Origin of the sequence: Bacillus sp. S4 (assembly GCF_040838205.1) — a bacterium.
In the GTDB taxonomy this organism is placed as follows: Bacteria; Bacillota; Bacilli; order Bacillales; family Bacillaceae_G; genus Bacillus_A; species Bacillus_A cereus_U.
This window is the reverse complement of sequence record NZ_JBFPJI010000056.1, coordinates 1-17,209: the sequence shown is the minus strand read 5'-3', so window position 1 is coordinate 17,209 and position 17,209 is coordinate 1. Positions and strand designations below refer to the sequence as shown.

The following is a 17,209-nucleotide window of genomic DNA, read 5'->3' as shown; positions in this document are numbered from 1 at the left end:
ATACAAAAAGAAGAGTTAAATAAATTATTACCATCAGCTAAACTAACAATTGGTTCAAAAGAAGATTTTAATAAACTACATAAACAAGTAGAAGAAGGCGAGTTAGACGGTTTGTTTCGTGTAACTGAAAAGAATGGAGTTCCAGAAGTCACGTATATGTTTAATGGGTTCGCCAGTGAAACAACTTCTACTATTATAGCTAGTTATTTAAAGGGACAATATATGGCGGTAACGGTTGCTAAACATAATGTTTCACCGGAAATTGCACAACAATTACAAACGGAAATTTCTGTGAAACAAGAAGCAATAAAAGATCGTTCTGCCTCTGCCGGAGTTGCATATTTCTTTATATTCGCTTTATATATGTTTATTGTTGCGTTCGGAAGCACAATTGCGATGAATATTGCTTCTGAAAAAGCTTCTCGCGTTATGGAAGTTATGATTCCGAAAGTAAAACCTCTTACGATGATGTATGCAAAAATTTTAGCGGTTGTTTCAACGGCGTTATTACAACTTGTCATATTGGCATGTGGTTATTTAGTTCCTTATTTACTAGGGTGGGTAGATTTAGAAAATGGTTCATTATTTGGCGTAATTGATGTTACAAAGTTAGATGCAAAAGTTATCGGTATGTTCCTAATTTATTTTGTTACAGGGTATTTCCTGTATGCGATGATGTATGCAGCTGCTGGTGCGGTTGTTTCTAAGACTGAGGATTTGCAAGGTGTAATGCTACCGGTGTCAATTTTAATAATTGCAGCATTCTTTATAAGTCTTAAATCGTTAGGTGACCCAAATAGTACTATTGTTGTTATAAGCTCTTATGTTCCGTTCTTCACCCCGATGGTTACATTCTCACGCTTTGTAGCTGGTGAAGCTGGTATGTTAGAAATTACGATAACATTGGCGGGTCTTTTAGCGACAATCGGTATATTAAGTGCTGTTACAAGCCGCATTTACGTAAACGGTGTAATGAATTACTCCGACAAAGTGAAGTTTAAAGATTTAGCGAAATTTATAAAGCGTCAATAATGGGAGAAAAGCATGATTTTATAGTGGAATCATGCTTTTTCTTTATGTATAAATTAAAAATAGTATATAATAACAAGAGTCGTCTTTTAATAGAATGAATAAAAAGGAGGGTGTGCAGATGGGAATTAGTAGTCGTTTTACAGTAGGTGTTCATATGTTAACGTTACTTGCAATAGATCGAAACTCTCGCTGTACCTCTGAATGGATTGCTGGTAGTGTGAATACAAATCCAGTTGTGATTCGTCGCATTACAGGAATGTTGAAGAGAGCAGGACTTGTTGATGTACAAGCTGGTAAAGGTGGTACGACACTTGCTCGTGATTTAGATGAAATTACATTGCTTGATGTATATAAAGCTGTGGAAGTTGTAGAAGAAGGACATCTATTTTCTTTCCATGAAAATCCCAACATTGAATGTCCAGTAGGAGCTAATATTCAATCGGTGTTAGAGATTGTTTTAATACAATCGCAAGAAGCGATGGAAAACGTACTTGCAAATGTAACGGTGCAGCAGTTAGTTACAAATTTAAAGTCGAAAATTAAAGAATAAAAAAGCGAGCTTCCTCATGATGAGGGCTCGCCTTTTTTTATTCGGAAATATTGAAAATTCTATTTTTCAGTATTTAAAATAAACTTTCCTACAACAGCTGCTACGATACCACCAAGAATTGGAGCAACGATGAACACCCATAGTTGAGAAATTGCTTCTCCGCCAGCGAATAGAGCTGGTGCGATACTACGAGCTGGGTTAACAGATGTTCCAGTTAACGGAATACCTAATAAGTGAATTAATACTAATGTGAAACCAATTACTAATCCAGCTAAAGAAGAACTTCCCTTTTTACCTGTTACAGCAACGATAACTAAAACAAATACGAAAGTTAAAATGAATTCAACTAAAAATGCTCCAGATAAACCAAGAGTTCCAAAACTATTTTGTCCTAAATTATCTAAAGGTAATTTAGCAGATCGTAAAATTGTTACTAACGTTGCAGTTCCTAATAAACCACCTAAAATTTGAGCTAATAAATAATAGCTAAGTTCCATAGCGTTCATTCTTTTGTTAATGAACATAGCGATTGATACTGCTGGGTTAATATGACATCCAGAAATTGTTCCAATGCTATATGCCATAGCCACGATAGATAATCCGAAAGCCATAGCGATACCTAATGTTCCAATTCCTTCAATTCCGCCACCAATGACAGCTACTCCAGTTCCGAATAATACAAGTACAAATGTACCAATAAATTCAGCAATTGCTTTTTTTAACATAATTTACCTCCTAATAATGCACATGAAACGTATTATAACATAGGTTTTAGTATAAATAGCTAATGAAATACTATTCTGATAAGGCGAAATAGGGAGACAATAAAAATAGATATGGTTCTATGAAGAAGAACCATATCTATTTTTATGCTGATTTTTTTTGTTTAATGACTGGAACAGAGCGGTTTAAAACACTATTTACGATCATTCCTAACATTATAATCATCATCCCAATCAGTGGCAGACCACTAGGGAATGAACCATTTAAGAAAATAATCTCACCAAGTACAGTAAAGACCATCGTTCCAGCTTGTGTTGCTTCAACAGCCCCAAGTAAAGCGAGATTGTCTTTTGCTAAGTCAGTAGCAAAGAAAAATGTCATCGTCGCAATAACTCCGGAACATAATGCTAACAAAAACCCTTGAAGCATTTGACTTGACGATGGAATACCAGTAGTGGAAAATCCATATATAGCAAGTAGAATTGTAATAGGGAGACTTCCGATTGCCATTCCTAATACACGTTGGAATGTATCAAGACGCCCGCCAACAAGTTCCATCATTTTTCGGTTACCGAACGGATATAAGAAAGCTGCTAATACGACAGGTAAAAATCCCGAGATGAACTGAGTCATTGTAATATGACCTGCTGCAGTCGCTTGCATACAAATTACACCAAGTAAAATAAATAATGCTACATATAAACTGCGAAGTGGAATTTTTCCACGTACAAGTTTTGTACCTGATTTCGTTTCTATTTTAACGAAAAATAATGGTGATAAAAGTAAACCTGCTAATATCGTAACTTGCCAAGTTCCAGCAACGAGCCAAGCTGGAGAAAAAACAGCTGCGAAACTTAATAAAGAATAGAAGCCGATGCCAGCGACCGAGCCCCACCCGATCCATACAAATGGATGTTTTTTTAATTCTTCCCATAAAACTCCTAAGTTTTTGCGAAATAAAACGATAAGGAATAAAATAGGGAGAGCAAATAGAAAACGGAAGGAAGCAGTCCAAGCCCAGCTTGTTCCAGATACATTCATTGCTCTGTTAATAATAAAGGTTGCAGAAAAAAAGGCCGATGATAAAAGACCTAGTAATATTGCGCGCATGAAGTATGGCACTCCTTTCGGGATTGAGTATTTATGTATAGTATAATATACTTAAAGATAATAAAAGTAAACTATTTTATATTTTAAGGTGGTTTTTATATATGAAAGAAAATGAAGATATGCAAACAAAAGAAGTAATTCAGCAAGTAGGTCAGTTATTAAGACAAATTCGAAATGAACAAAAATTAAGTTTAGAAGATTTAGCCCAAAAGACAGGTGTTAGTAAATTAACGCTAGGAAAGATCGAAAGAGGTGAAACGAATCCAACATTAGCTGTCATTTGGAAAATTACGAAAGGGTTATCAATCCCTTTATCGAGATTGATGGTTGTTGGAGAGCCTGTAGCTGTTGCGCGCTGCGGAGAAGGCTTTGCAGTAGATGTAGGACAAGCGTGGCACTTAGAAACAATGTTCCGGTATACGAAAGAAACGGGTATGGAAATGCACCGAGCTTGTTTAAGAGCGAATAGTATATATGAACCTGAAGCTCATCATGAAGGAGCAATTGAGCTTGTAACAGTAATGAAAGGGAAAGTTTCTATTCAAGTGGAGAACGATGTGTACGTGCTAGATGAGTTTGATTCCATTCAATTTGAAGCGAATAAGAAACATAGTTATAAAAATGAAGAGGATGAAGTGGCGGTATTACATTTAACGATGAAATATTCTTCATGAAAAAACGCCTATAGAAAAAGATTCTATAGGCGTTTTTTCAATTTGTATGTTCTGCTTAAGTATAGTGAAAGGAGTATTGCTAATCAGGATAATATTAGTAAGAACGTGGCATGAGTAATAAACAAATGAGATAAACTAAAAAACCCGTTCCAAAACATAAAATAGCAATGACCCAAATAATACGAATGAGAGTAGAACTAATATCAAAATATTCTCCTAAACCACCGCATATACCAAATAACATTTTGTCAGTTTCGGATTTATATAACCTCTTCGACATATTATGATCCTCTCCTTTTCATATCACCGCTGTTATGTATGAGTGATACAGTGTACTTTTATTCTATATGGAAATTTATGAGAAGACCATTAGGTTATATTACATTTTTTTGTGAAGGGACAATATAGCGTATTAATTGTCTTAATTTTCAGTCGGTATTAAAATGAAAATGAGGGTGTGACGTATTTTCTATTATAAGGTGGGGAAATAGTAATGACATTGTATTGGTTGACTAATGTAAAGCTTGAAACAGGTTATACATATGAAGAAGCGAAAATTTCACAAACGGAAACTGAGATATGCAGTCTTCTTATTGAAGATGGAAGAATTAAAAGAATTATATCGGGAATCGCCCAAGAGGAAGAAACGTTAACTTTTGATGCTAATCGTTTATTAGTTTTACCAGCTTTTGAAGAGATGCATATTCATATTGATAAAACATATTATAGTGGGCCTTGGAAAGCTTGTATGCCAGCAGAAAATATTTTTACACGTTTTAACGAAGAAAAAACGATTTTACCAAAGCAATTAGCAACTGCTCAAGACAGGGCGGAAAATATGCTAGAGTTATTGCTTCGAAATGGCGCAACAAATATTAGAACGCATTGTAATGTGGATCCGGTTATTGGACTTCGTAATTTAGAGGCGACGTTAGCGGCTTTAGAAACATATAAAGATCGGTTGTCTGGTAGAATAGTTGCTTTTCCGCAACATGGATTATTGCGCAGTAATTCTATGCAACTTGTGAAGGATGCGATGCGTATGGGCGCACAATTAGTTGGCGGAGTGGACCCAGCTACAGTAGATAATGATATTGAAAAATCATTACATACGATTATAGACATTGCGGTAGAGTTTAATGCGGATGTTGATATTCATTTGCACGATGCGAATAATCTTGGAACGTTTACAATGAAGAGATTGGCAAGCCTAACGGAAGAAGCAGGATGGCAAGGTCGTGTAACAATTAGTCATGCGCTTGGACTTGGTGGTGTTACTGATAAAGAAGCTGAAGAAGTGGCAGAAAGACTAGCAGCATTAAAGATTGATATCACTTCAACCGTTCCAATCGGTAAACAAGTAATCCCAATTCCGTTACTAGATAAAAAAGGTGTTAAAGTTTCATTAGGAAATGATAGTATTACAGATCATTGGTCTCCGTTCGGCACAGGTGATATGCTTCAAAAGGCAAATCGATTGGCAGAACGATTTGGTTGGAGTGATGAAAGGTCTTTAGGGAAAGCTCTTCGTTTTATTACTGGAGGGAAAGAAACGTTAAATAATGAAGGGAAACGAGTATGGCCGAATGTAGGGGATGAGGCAAGTTTTGTCTTGACGAATGCAACATGCGCCGCGGAAGCAGTGGCTCGTCAAACAGAGAAGAGTGTAGTTATGTATAAAGGGAATGTTGTTATAGGGGATTTAGATCAAGTGAAATCTGATAATCTTGTATAGAGGAATCGTTTAGATGTTTTTAGAAGGGTTCTAATTGTGAAAATAGAACTCTTCTTTTGTATTCAGTAGAAACAGGATAACGCTATACTTCCTTATAGGAAAGCTAGAAGGGATGAAAAGTTTGGACAATCAACATAATCAAAATCATATTATGGGAACTTTGCAATGGTTTATTTTTTTATTAGCAAATTCAATCGCGCTACCAATTGTCGTTGGTGGATTATTTCATCTTACGACGGAAGAAGTATTTTATTTAATGCAGCGTACGTTTTTCGTAGTTGGTATATCTTCTTTTTTACAAGGATGGATTGGACATAAACTTCCGATTGCTGATGGACCAGCTGGATCTTGGGTTGGTGTATTTACCGTACTAGCTTATGCAACTGTAGGGCAAGATCAATTACATAGTACGTTGCAAATTTTAGAATTAGGGATGATGGTTGCCGGAGTTATTTTAATAGGATTAGGGCTAACTGGTTTTATAGAACGTATTTTATTTTTATTTACGCCGCTCGTTACAGGGACTTTCTTGCTTCTATTATGTTTGCAATTAAGTGGTGTGTTTTTAAAAGGGATGTTAGGAATTACAGCTACTGTTTCTCAAATCGATGGATTTACAGCGTTGATCGCTTTTGGCATCTTTTTGTTCGTGGTCATACTCTCCAATTTTGGAAAAGGTTTTGTTAAAAGTTATGCGGTTTTAATAGGACTAATTAGTGGGTGGATTATTTTTTTGATTGCAGGAAAAGTGACGATTCCATCTCAAGTAACTCATTTTGTGCAACTGCCACATATATTTGCTTGGGGACTTCCAAAATGGAATACAGGTATGGCTGTATCAAGTTTCGTTATGGTATGTATTTTAGTTTCAAATACAGTGGCAGCTATTATAGCGATTAATCAAGCTACCATTCATAAAGCGGCTATTGAACAAAAACAGTTGAAGGATGGTACGTGGATCGGAGGGATTTCGCATATAATTTCCTCCGTATTTTCAACTGTAGGTGTCGTTCCATTACCAGCAACGGCAGGTTTCATACGTTTAACAAATCAAAAGTACATGCGTTCATTCTTATTTGCATGTGTACTATTAGTCATTATGTCGCTATTTCCAAGTATTATCCGCTACTTAGCCTCTCTGCCATCCGCGGTCGCATCTGCGGTATTAATGGCCTCGTTCGTGCAGCTTATTGGGATTGGATTTCATAATATAAAACAAGTGCCACTTAGCGAACGGAATGTAACGATCTTAGGAGTTGCGGTATTGTTTGGCTGCGGCATTATGTTTTTACCGTCTGGAGCACTTCAATCATTGCCTTCTGTTATGCAATATATATTTGGTAATGGTTTGTTTGTAGGTACTGTTGTAAGTATATTGCTGGAACAAATATGGCGTACTGGAAAATAAGTGGATAAAAAGAGTGTGCGCACTGTATAAAAGTCTAAAATAACATAAGAAATAAAGCCCATTTTCATTCACCACCTGCACATTTCGTTCATACAATATCTTGACTAAATAAACACCCAACTTACACATATACAGCTCTGGCTTAAGCAAGGAGGGTTATACCAGTTGAAGGAAAAAGCGTATCAATCTAAACCGTTACTCACAAAGAGAGAAAGAGAAGTATTTGAATTACTCGTTCAAGATAAAACAACGAAGGAAATTGCAGGTGAACTTTTTATAAGTGAAAAAACAGTTCGCAACCACATATCTAACGCAATGCAAAAGCTAGGGGTTAAAGGACGTTCACAAGCAGTTGTTGAGCTTCTTCGCATGGGAGAGCTCGAACTATAATAGAAGAAGCCGACTTTTATATAAGGAGTCGGCTATTTTTCTGTTTATATTTTGAAGTGAACCATTGAAGTGGAAAAGGTTCTTGAACTTAAAAAGCAGGTATTTCAGATTTGGAGATAGAAGATATGTTCGAAGGAAGAACCCTTTATTGCGTGGTTTGGTAAAAACTTATCTGACGGTACATATTTAGAGTTGGATAAACCATCAGGTACAGTGATGGAAACATATAATGATTTCGGTAAAATGCTCGAAAAGGCGTTAAAAATAACTATTTTATAACGTGATAAGGTATTCAAGATAGATATCTTTATCATTCATGAATAAGAAGGTGCAAATATGAAATTGTATTTTAAGGATATGGAGATAGGCGAAATTAAAGATGTTTTTGGAGAAATGCCATGGATGTATGGAACAATTCGTTTATACGAGAATAGTAAACCATTTCAAAACTATTTTCGCGAGATGGTAGATGAAGATAGTACGTTTGATGTTGAAAGCATAGACCGTGAATTTCTAGATGACGAAAATTGGTCCGTTTTTGATGAGGGTGAGCGACGATATTTAGGGATTAATATTCCTGCTATTCATATGGAAGATGCAACGATTGCGTGGCGTTGGAGATAAGAACTATAGCATGCGCAAGTAGTAGGTGAGCTTCTTGGCATGCTCAAACGATAAGAAAAATAGCCGACTCTTATACAAGGAGTTGGCTATTTTCCTGTTTGTTTCATGCTATATATGATTGTAGCTTTAATTTCAGCTCACTTTTTCTTGTTAATTGGAATGTCTTCTTTTCAGAAAAAGATAGCACGATGAAGAAAGTATGAATGAAGATATTAATATAGAAGGTCGGTTATTTTTCTGTCTTGCAAATTATGAAAAAAAGGAGCAAAATAAAAAAGGTCCTGATCTATACAGGTACAAATGAAAATTTTTATACAGGGGCACTTTAAGTTAGCGAACTTAAAGTGTGTAAAATATACTGATAAACATAAAGTGAAACTTTAATCAGTGGGGGTTTTGTTCATCCCCCACTGATTATTAGCCTTCACCAATCGGGCGTTTACGGGCAGTGGATCTCCCACCTAACGTCTTTGCTGCAGCCGAATTTTGAGGTGGGAGTTTTACTGCCCGTTAATAGCGGGATAAAATAAGATGACGAATGAGAAAACGGGTGATTAAGTTGAATAGAGCGATCGGTGTTATTGATTCAGGAGTGGGCGGTTTAACAGTAGCGAAGGAATTAATTCGTCAGTTGCCGAAAGAGCGTATTATATATTTAGGAGATACAGCACGTTGCCCTTATGGTCCGCGTTCTCGTGAAGAAGTGCGTCAATTTACGTGGGAAATGACGGAGCATTTATTAGATTTAAATATCAAAATGTTAGTTATTGCGTGTAATACAGCAACGGCGGTTGTATTAGAAGAAATGCAGAAACAATTATCAATTCCAGTAGTTGGAGTTATTCATCCAGGGTCACGTACAGCTTTAAAAGTGACAAATACGTATCATGTAGGGATTATTGGAACGATTGGAACAGTAAAAAGTGGTGCATATGAAGAGGCGCTAAAGTCTATTAATAACCGTGTTATGGTAGAAAGTTTAGCGTGTCCACCTTTCGTTGAGCTTGTAGAGAGCGGGAATTTCGAAAGTGAAATGGCGTATGAAGTTGTAAGAGAAACGTTGCAACCGTTGAAAAGTACTGACATTGATACACTTATTTTAGGGTGTACACATTATCCGATTTTAGGTCCTGTTATTAAAAAGGTAATGGGGGATCAAGTACAATTAATTAGTTCGGGTGATGAAACAGCGCGTGAGGTAAGCACGATTTTATACCATAGTAAGATGTTAAATGAGGGAGAAGAACAAAGTGATCATCTCTTCTTAACGACTGGTAAAATAGGCCTGTTCAAAGAAATTGCATCAAAGTGGTTCGGTCAGCCGATTGAAAATGTGAAGCATATTAATTTAGAAACAGAATAATAGTAGACTCATATAAGAGAACTCCTGAGAAATCAGGGGTTTTTTCTGTGTAAGTGGCTATAGCTTGTTCTAAAATATGAAACAGCTCGTATACATAATAGTACAAACTTAGATTTTAGGGGGGAATGGCATGCCTAAATCCACTTTTAAATGGGTTGTTGGTGCTACTGTGAGTGCGATTTTATTATCAGGGTGCGGCTTGTTAAATCAAGAGAAAGCGACAGAACAAATTGATCCGCCAAAAAAAGTTACGTATACAGAAGGTGAAAAGAAAGAAACAGCTAAAAAAGATAAACAAGGGCAAACAGTAAATAGAGAGTTATACCTCGTTGATAAAAATGGATATGTCGTACCGCAAACTATTGCAATGCCTACTCCGAAAGCGAATGAAGTTGTACAGCAAACGTTAGAGTATCTTGTGAAAGATGGACCAGTCACAAATTTATTGCCGAATGGATTTCGAGCAGTCCTTCCAGCAAATACAACGATGACCTTAAATTTGAAAAAGGGCGGGACAGCAGTAATTGATTTCTCTAAAGAAATGAAAAATTATTCAAAAGAAGAAGAGCGTCAAATTATTGAATCAGTAGCGTGGACTTTGACTCAATTTACAGAAATAAAACAAGTGCAGTTCCAAATAAATGGTGAAAAGTTAGCGAAGATGCCTGTTGCGGGTACACCGCTTGGTGAAGGTGTAAGTCGTGCGAATGGAATTAACTTTGATGATGAACAAGTAGCAGATGTAACGAATACAAAACCGGTTACACTTTACTTTATGGCGCAAAATAATAATAAGCAGCAATATTACGTACCGGTAACAAGACGTGTTGCAGAAGGAAAAGAAAATGATTACTCGGCAATTGTGAATGAGCTTGTAAAAGGTCCGATTCACGGTTCGTTACTAAATGATTTTAATCCGGGAGTTAAGCTTATTACGAATCCGAAAGTGGAGAACGGAAATATTACATTAAACTTTAATGAAAATATATTTGTGAACCAAGACAAAAGTATGATTTCAAATTACGTATTGAAGTCGTTGGTCTTATCTTTAACGGAAAAACAAGGTGTGAAAAATGTTTCTATTGAAGTAAATGGTAAAGCGAACCTTACGGATGAGAAAGGTGAAAAGTTAATAAAACCTGTCGATCGTCCACAAAACGTAAATACAGGTAGTTTTTAATCGTGAATAATTTGATATACTTATGTAAGAAAGGGGAATTGCTTTTTGAGTTCCCCTTCTTTTATTGTTATACATATCGTACATTTTAATTTGGCTATACTAATAAGAGTATTTATGAGGGGGTTATTTTTATGCGAGTAGATGGTAGAGGACAAGCAGAGCTACGCCATATACATATTCATACAAATTATTTAAAACATCCAGAGGGATCGGTACTAATTGAAGTTGGGGATACAAAGGTAATTTGTTCAGCGACAATTGAAGAGCGTGTACCGCCGTTTATGCGTGGAGAAGGAAAAGGCTGGGTAACAGCAGAGTACTCAATGATTCCACGTGCGACAGAGCAACGTACAATCAGGGAGTCAAGTAAAGGGAAAGTAACAGGGCGCACAATGGAGATCCAGCGTTTAATTGGACGAGCATTGCGTGCGGTTGTTGATTTAGAAGCGCTTGGCGAAAGAACGGTTTGGATTGACTGTGATGTAATTCAAGCGGATGGCGGAACGAGAACAGCTTCTATTACAGGTGCTTATGTAGCGATGGTATTAGCTTTTGAAAAATTATTGCAAGCAGACAAAGTATCTAAAATTCCGGTGAAAGATTATTTAGCGGCAACGTCAGTAGGTGTTGTTGAAGAACAAGGTGTCGTTTTAGATTTAAATTATGCTGAAGATTCTAAAGCAGACGTTGATATGAACGTTATTATGACTGGAAAAGGTCAGTTTGTTGAAGTACAAGGAACTGGAGAAGAAGCGACGTTTAGCAGAGCTGAATTAAATGAATTACTTGATGCTGCTGAACAAGGGATTTTCCAACTTGTTGAAAAGCAAAAAGAAGCGTTAGGTGACATCATATCTCATATAGAGTAGAGGTGGAAAATATGAAGCAAGTTGTTGTAGCGACGAAAAATCTTGGGAAAGTACGTGAGTTTGCCGAGTTATTTGAGAGATTTGACTTAGAAGTGAAATCTTTACACGATTTTCCTCATATTGAAGAAGTCGAAGAAACTGGTGAAACATTTGAAGAAAACGCAATTTTAAAAGCGGACAGTCTTAGTAGACAGTTGAATTCCATCGTAATTGCGGATGACTCTGGTCTTATTGTAGATGCCTTAAACGGGAAGCCAGGTGTATATTCAGCTCGTTTTGCTGGAGAGCCGAAAGATGATCAGGCGAATATAGATAAAGTGTTACAAGGGTTAACTGACGTCGATTTAGAAAAACGTACAGCTCGTTTTTACTGTGCGCTAGCAGTTGCTTTCCCTGAAGCTGATAAAGAGCCGGTTATTGTAAACGGAACGTGCGAAGGAAAAATCTTAGAACAGCGCCGCGGGGAAAATGGTTTTGGATACGATCCGATTTTTTATGTAGAAGAATATAAAAAAGCGATGGCGGAGCTAAGCTCAGATGAGAAAAATGCGATTAGTCACCGAGGGCGTGCTCTTCGTAAATTAGAAGAAAAAATCCCAGAATGGTTTTTAGAAGAATAAGGGAGAGAGATTGATGAAAGCTTTAATCGTAAGCGATAGTCATAGCTCTGTGAAGGAATTACAGCAGTTAAAAGAGAATTACGAAGGGAAAGTAGATGTCATGATTCATTGTGGTGATTCAGAGCTAACGCCTGCTCACGAAGAGCTGCAAGGTTTCCATGTTGTAAAAGGGAATTGTGATTATGCTAACTTTCAAGATGAAATTGTAACTGATGTAGATGGAATTCGTTTCTTAGTTGTACACGGTCATCGTCATAATGTGAAAATGACGTTACAAACGTTAGCGTATCATGCAGAAGAAGTAGGAGCGCAAGTAGCATGCTTTGGACATTCTCATGTATTAGGGGCAGAATTAATTGATGGGATTTTATTTATTAATCCAGGAAGTATTTTGCTCCCGCGCTCTCGTGTGGAAAAAACTTTCGCTTTATTAGAAATGGATGAAAATCATATAGAAGTTCGTTTTGAAACATTAGACGGACAGCTGGTGGAACAAGCAATTTTTAAAAGAGGATAAGAAAAATTATCCTCTTTTAAAAAAGTGTTGACTTTATAAGTGGTTATGAATATAATAAATATTGTCGATAGGGCAACGGCGCTAACGAAGAAAAATAAAATAACATATGCGGGTGTAGTTTAGTGGTAAAACAAGAGCCTTCCAAGCTCTGGTCGAGAGTTCGATTCTCTTCACCCGCTCCATGTCCCAGTAGCTCAGCAGGATAGAGCATACGCCTTCTAAGCGTACGGTCGGGAGTTCGAATCTCTCCTGGGACGCTAACAAAACCTTTGCGGTGACGTCAAGATCCGCGATATATAAGCTCTCTAATTCGTCAGTTGAATCGTACAATGTGCGGTCGCTAACGAGTTAGGGGGCTTATTTTTTTATGTCCAAAAGACGTGATTCTTTAACGATTGGTGAAGACTTATCGAATATTTTTAACGATAGATTGAAAAGTGATCCACGGAAGAAAGAGACCGCAGAGGGTCGTTATACGTTTAATTTAACAATCGACAAAGCGCTCGAGATAGTTGTACGTCAAATGAAGGCGACTGGCTTACGTGAGCGTACGATAAATGACTACTATTTACACGTTAGTCACTTTACGAAGATAACAGATACGCAATACTTAGAAGAATTAAACGTTAATCATATTTACGAGTGGTTATCGTCTATGAACGTTAGTAATCAAACGAAATTAACCCGTTTGAAGTGTCTAAAGGCGTTTCTAGGACGCTGCCACGATAACGGGTGGATTGATATTAACTTTTGGCGGAATGTGAAAATAAAAGTCGATACGCCTGTTAAAGAAGGTGCGACAGACCGTGAAATTAATATCCTGTTATCAGTGCTCGATTTAACACGATTCTTAGATTTACGGGATGCCACCGCTATCCTGCTTATGTATCAGACTGGAATACGTGTCGGCACATTGGCGCAATTAGAACATAAACACGTCGATTTAGATGCGAAAGTATTAAGTATTGACGGCGGTATTATTAAGAATCATGAATCGATATATCTGCCGTTTGACGATGCTCTCGCACGATTGCTAGACGTTCTTATGAAACAAAACGAAATCATTCGCAGAGAGTATAAAGCGAAAAATGATTATCTCTTTATTACGAAGAGTGGCGGAAGTGTTGTAACTAGTCCGACTAATAACATCATAACAAAACGAATGACTAAACATGCGAAAGAATACGGACTTAAAAATATTAATCCGCACGCAATACGTAGAGGTTTTGCGAAGAATCTTCTAAAGAAAGGTGCAAATGTCGCGCTGATATCGAAAGCGCTAGGGCATAGTGATATATCTGTTACAACGCGTTATCTGCACTTAGATAAAAATGAAGTAGCGGAAAGTCTACGGAATTTCTTGTAAATAAAAAGTCCCCGACGGCAATCGGAGACTCAAAACATACACAAATCAAACTGAATACAGGACAATCCGCATCAGTCCGAATTTCTACCTTCATTCTATCGAAAAAAATCGAGGATTGCAAGGTGTCTTTAGTGATGTCTTTTTTAGGTATTGATGCGGTAAGTCAAAAAGCGGAAGCCGTGCCGCTATAAAAACGTAAAAGGTTAGCTAGAGCCGACGCAAATAACTCAGCGCTATACAATCAACGCATATCATTCCCCGTGCGTCGTATAGGTCTAGCCGATTGCGGGCATTGTACGGCAAGGGTGGAAATACGTTGTTACTACGGTAACAGGGTGTATCGAAAGATTTACGTACTATGGGACGTTTTGTAGTATAGAAAGTCGATATTACGAGAAATCGTAAAGGACGGGGAATGCGTTACTGAAAACCTCACACAACGAGCCGACGCTAGTTGTTAACGCCTTTACCTCTATTCGCATTGATATATACGAAATCTGACGAAGTTTAAATGCTTCGTTATTTTTTTATCTTTGCGAAATAGGGGTTCAAACTGCGCCCCGCTTCCTACGACTTCCTCACCTCTGCTAGTCGATGCGTCACCGATTGTCAATAGCATAACTTCGATATTAAACGCCACTAGCGGAAGTGAGTTGAATATCGAAGGTCGACACAGGGCGCTACAAGAGGCGGAGGACTTACGCATGGAAAGACGACTTAATATAAGACAATACGCCAATAAAGGCGAAGACATAAACGCAACATTAAACAGATTAGCGACTTTAGCTAAGAAAGAAGTGGGAGATTGTTACACTGGAATATATGATAATAATAAATATAGAACGAAGATCGAGGCGCACTACATACTGCTGATCGAACGGCTAGCCAAAGACAATTGGTATCGTATAAACAATGAAACGCATTTTATCGAGGATTGTTTCCGTAAAATAAGGTATGCGATTAGATCGTTTGATATAGATCGAGGAGACTTCGACAATCGAGTTAGATGGCTAGTATATCAAAGTGTACGACATTATTGCGGAAGTAGAGGGAAGGAGCGAGAGGCGTTAACGTTGATCGGGGATATTAACGTATTGGAAACGTTAGAGAATTGTACAGATACTACGGAAGAAAAAGCGATCTATAATATAAGTACATATGAAGAAACTTACGCAAGGTTATACAAAAATATATGCAAAAAGGAAATAGACTTTATTGTGCTAGATACTATGATACATACGGCGGAGAATTACGATAAGGTTACGGAGGCTGAAATTTCTAGAGCATTATCGAAAAAGACGAGACGATCATTTGATTCTGCTAGAAGTACGATAAGGAGCTTTAAGACGAGACTGCGTAAAAGGGGCGTTAGAAAGGAGGCGGTACTATGAGAAACAAGCGTAAAGAGAGGTATCTAATTATATTCGCATTCGTGTTTATGACGGCAGCGAAGGCATTCGGTAATCTATACGTAGCAGCTTTCGGCGTTGCATTCGGATTATCGGTAGGTTTGGCGTTTGTTACTGCGATGATTGGTGATTTTATACGTAAGAGGAAAGAAGAAGGGGACGCGTGAAGATTTTACGCGAAGAAAAGAAAATAAAATTAGGGGATATACAGACTACGCTAAATACATATAGTCATGTGTTGCCGACAATACAACGTGAGGTGGCGGATAAGTTGGATGAGATGTTTGGGTGAAGGGTGTAAGGAATTGGCAGTAAGAAAAGAAAAATGTTAAAATAACCCTATGAAATTATCAATATACTGAAATGAAAAAAGGGGTATAAATATGGATAATTATTACGCTGAACGAAACGGTTTATTAAGTAAAAAGAAACATAATCTACGTGATTTAAGAGATTTATTTGTACTATTCCACGACACATTGCGTAATGAAGGGTATTTGGTTGAATTTTATGGTGGTGTAGATAATTGGGGAACCCGTCATTCAGGTATCTGTGGAGATAATATGGATGTCTTTTGCTTTTCAAAAACAGGTTTTAAAGGACTATTGCCAGTAGATTATGACGTAAGGTATAAAGAAGAAGAAGTATTCACTTTAATCGAAATGTTTTATGCATATGTGAACGATGAAGATATATTCTCTACTATTAAAGGTAAAGATGTGTATAGAGAACGAATAAATAAAATTTTAAATAATTACGGAACAGGTTGGGAATTAATTAAGGAAGGTTATGTACGGGAATTAGTTAATGACGGTCTTTCTCTTCTTCTAGAACAATCATACGATGACTCCGACATCATTACCGAAATCAATAAAACTAAACATGAATTTCTTAAATATGGTGCAACGCTTGACGATAAAAAAGACGCATTAATACGTCTTGGTAACATAATGGAACCTCTACGAGCTGAAATGACAACTAAACTCTCCAAAGAAGACACAAGCGCTATTTTTAATATATTAAATAACTTCCAGTTGCGACATAACAGCGTAAATCAAAAAACGGATTACGATAAAGATATCTACTACCCTTGGATGTTCTATCAAATGTTAGCTGCGCTAGATGCGTTTTTGAAAATCAAAGAGCGCGAACAATAAAGGCGAGTGATATGCGTCAGAAGTGTACAGGCACTAAAAAAGAGGCTACCTTAATCGGCGGTCTCTACTCGTCTTCTCTATTGCGTAAAGACACAAAACTGGGAAAGTAAAGTGATATTTTATAGAAAACATACAAAAGATGATATAAATTCTTAATATATGTGAATTGAGGTAATTATAATGATGAATAAGGAAGAAATCGAACATATCAAAAACTTATACTCAGAATTTGAAGAAAAATGTAATGATGAAAATACGAAAGTAGTAGAATTAATGACCTCAGCGACTAATTTAGCGAAATACATACCGAGTTTAATTAACCAACTAGAAACAAGTCAGGATTTGTTACAAATGACGGTCGATACTTTCGATAATGTTAAAGAAGTCTATACTCAGATTTCCGATCATTATAAAGAAAAAAAATAAAAAACCGCTAAAAAGCGGTCTTAGTTTAACTAGTTACCTTATCATCAATATATTGT

At 37.0% G+C, this 17,209-nt stretch carries 20 protein-coding genes, 2 tRNA genes and 2 pseudogenes; 21 read left to right on the top strand and 3 right to left on the bottom strand.

Translation table 11 applies throughout. From position 1 onward, the window contains the following. Together AB3X48_RS09005 and AB3X48_RS09000 are read left to right on the top strand one after the other, a co-directional pair. Positions 1–1,032 (top strand): ABC transporter permease (locus AB3X48_RS09005; RefSeq protein ID WP_367959320.1); only part of this gene is annotated, 1,032 nt, incomplete at its 5' end. Between the two features lie 118 nt (positions 1,033–1,150). Then, positions 1,151–1,582, top strand: coding sequence for an Rrf2 family transcriptional regulator (locus tag AB3X48_RS09000; RefSeq protein ID WP_002112095.1), 432 nt, complete (start codon positions 1,151–1,153; stop codon positions 1,580–1,582). Between the two features lie 59 nt (positions 1,583–1,641). On the opposite strand, the gene AB3X48_RS08995 is transcribed toward AB3X48_RS09000, so the two are convergent. After that, the gene (locus AB3X48_RS08995) at positions 1,642–2,307 is read right to left on the bottom strand and encodes an MIP/aquaporin family protein (RefSeq protein ID WP_002015331.1); all 666 of its coding nucleotides are present in this window, start codon (positions 2,305–2,307) and stop codon (positions 1,642–1,644) included. Positions 2,308–2,449: 142 nt separating this feature from the next. Next, positions 2,450–3,415: a DMT family transporter gene (locus AB3X48_RS08990; protein ID WP_016106279.1), complete on the bottom strand. Its 966-nt coding sequence runs from the start codon at positions 3,413–3,415 to the stop codon at positions 2,450–2,452. 101 nt (positions 3,416–3,516) lie between these two features. Between AB3X48_RS08990 and AB3X48_RS08985 the strand changes: the two genes are divergently transcribed. Continuing rightward, positions 3,517–4,089 (top strand): helix-turn-helix domain-containing protein, encoded by a 573-nt coding sequence (locus AB3X48_RS08985; RefSeq protein ID WP_016106278.1) that lies wholly within the window; start codon positions 3,517–3,519, stop codon positions 4,087–4,089. Positions 4,090–4,183: 94 nt separating this feature from the next. Here the strand turns inward: AB3X48_RS08985 and AB3X48_RS08980 are convergent, their stop codons facing one another. After that, on the bottom strand, positions 4,184–4,369 hold the full coding sequence (locus AB3X48_RS08980; RefSeq protein WP_002112091.1) for a PspC domain-containing protein: 186 nt from the start codon (positions 4,367–4,369) through the stop codon (positions 4,184–4,186). A gap of 213 nt (positions 4,370–4,582) precedes the next feature. Between AB3X48_RS08980 and AB3X48_RS08975 the strand changes: the two genes are divergently transcribed. From AB3X48_RS08975 to AB3X48_RS08890, 18 genes and pseudogenes are all read left to right on the top strand, one after another. After that, complete coding sequence (locus AB3X48_RS08975; protein ID WP_016106277.1) at positions 4,583–5,824, top strand: amidohydrolase family protein; 1,242 nt, start codon at positions 4,583–4,585, stop codon at positions 5,822–5,824. A gap of 112 nt (positions 5,825–5,936) precedes the next feature. Continuing rightward, entirely contained in the window at positions 5,937–7,232 is a 1,296-nt protein-coding gene (locus AB3X48_RS08970) for a purine/pyrimidine permease (protein WP_016106276.1), read from the top strand. 165 nt (positions 7,233–7,397) lie between these two features. Continuing rightward, positions 7,398–7,622, top strand: a complete 225-nt coding sequence (gerE, locus tag AB3X48_RS08965) for a spore germination transcription factor GerE (protein WP_000659484.1) — start codon at positions 7,398–7,400, stop codon at positions 7,620–7,622. Between the two features lie 147 nt (positions 7,623–7,769). After that, positions 7,770–7,901, top strand: a pseudogene (locus AB3X48_RS08960) (YrhA family protein); the annotation flags it as partial. Positions 7,902–7,958: 57 nt separating this feature from the next. Beyond that, complete coding sequence (locus AB3X48_RS08955) at positions 7,959–8,246, top strand: hypothetical protein (RefSeq protein WP_199659362.1); 288 nt, start codon at positions 7,959–7,961, stop codon at positions 8,244–8,246. Positions 8,247–8,796: 550 nt separating this feature from the next. Next, positions 8,797–9,609, top strand: coding sequence for a glutamate racemase (racE, locus tag AB3X48_RS08950; RefSeq protein WP_016106274.1), 813 nt, complete (start codon positions 8,797–8,799; stop codon positions 9,607–9,609). Positions 9,610–9,739: 130 nt separating this feature from the next. Next, positions 9,740–10,789: a GerMN domain-containing protein gene (locus tag AB3X48_RS08945; RefSeq protein ID WP_078179620.1), complete on the top strand. Its 1,050-nt coding sequence runs from the start codon at positions 9,740–9,742 to the stop codon at positions 10,787–10,789. A gap of 131 nt (positions 10,790–10,920) precedes the next feature. Further along, complete coding sequence (gene rph / locus AB3X48_RS08940; protein WP_367959314.1) at positions 10,921–11,658, top strand: ribonuclease PH; 738 nt, start codon at positions 10,921–10,923, stop codon at positions 11,656–11,658. 11 nt (positions 11,659–11,669) lie between these two features. Then, a complete protein-coding gene (locus AB3X48_RS08935) occupies positions 11,670–12,278 on the top strand; it encodes an XTP/dITP diphosphatase (RefSeq protein WP_061674627.1) in 609 nt (202 codons plus the stop codon). A gap of 13 nt (positions 12,279–12,291) precedes the next feature. Further along, positions 12,292–12,795, top strand: a complete 504-nt coding sequence (locus tag AB3X48_RS08930; protein WP_070145014.1) for a metallophosphoesterase — start codon at positions 12,292–12,294, stop codon at positions 12,793–12,795. 108 nt (positions 12,796–12,903) lie between these two features. Continuing rightward, a tRNA-Gly gene (locus AB3X48_RS08925) sits at positions 12,904–12,977 on the top strand. Position 12,978: 1 nt separating this feature from the next. Further along, positions 12,979–13,052 (top strand) — tRNA-Arg (locus tag AB3X48_RS08920). Between the two features lie 110 nt (positions 13,053–13,162). Further along, positions 13,163–14,161 carry a tyrosine-type recombinase/integrase gene (locus AB3X48_RS08915; protein ID WP_367959311.1) on the top strand — a complete coding sequence of 333 codons (999 nt, stop codon included), beginning with the start codon at positions 13,163–13,165 and terminating at the stop codon, positions 14,159–14,161. 704 nt (positions 14,162–14,865) lie between these two features. Then, complete coding sequence (locus AB3X48_RS08910; RefSeq protein ID WP_367959309.1) at positions 14,866–15,552, top strand: hypothetical protein; 687 nt, start codon at positions 14,866–14,868, stop codon at positions 15,550–15,552. After that, a complete protein-coding gene (locus AB3X48_RS08905) occupies positions 15,549–15,737 on the top strand; it encodes a hypothetical protein (protein WP_367959307.1) in 189 nt (62 codons plus the stop codon). Before AB3X48_RS08910 ends, AB3X48_RS08905 begins: the two co-directional genes overlap by 4 nt. A gap of 32 nt (positions 15,738–15,769) precedes the next feature. After that, positions 15,770–15,862 (top strand): annotated as a pseudogene (locus AB3X48_RS08900) (tyrosine-type recombinase/integrase); the annotation flags it as partial. 91 nt (positions 15,863–15,953) lie between these two features. Beyond that, on the top strand, positions 15,954–16,727 hold the full coding sequence (locus tag AB3X48_RS08895) for a hypothetical protein (RefSeq protein WP_328034085.1): 774 nt from the start codon (positions 15,954–15,956) through the stop codon (positions 16,725–16,727). A gap of 180 nt (positions 16,728–16,907) precedes the next feature. Continuing rightward, positions 16,908–17,153 (top strand): hypothetical protein, encoded by a 246-nt coding sequence (locus AB3X48_RS08890; RefSeq protein ID WP_367959303.1) that lies wholly within the window; start codon positions 16,908–16,910, stop codon positions 17,151–17,153. The last annotated feature ends 56 nt before the right edge of the window (positions 17,154–17,209 follow it).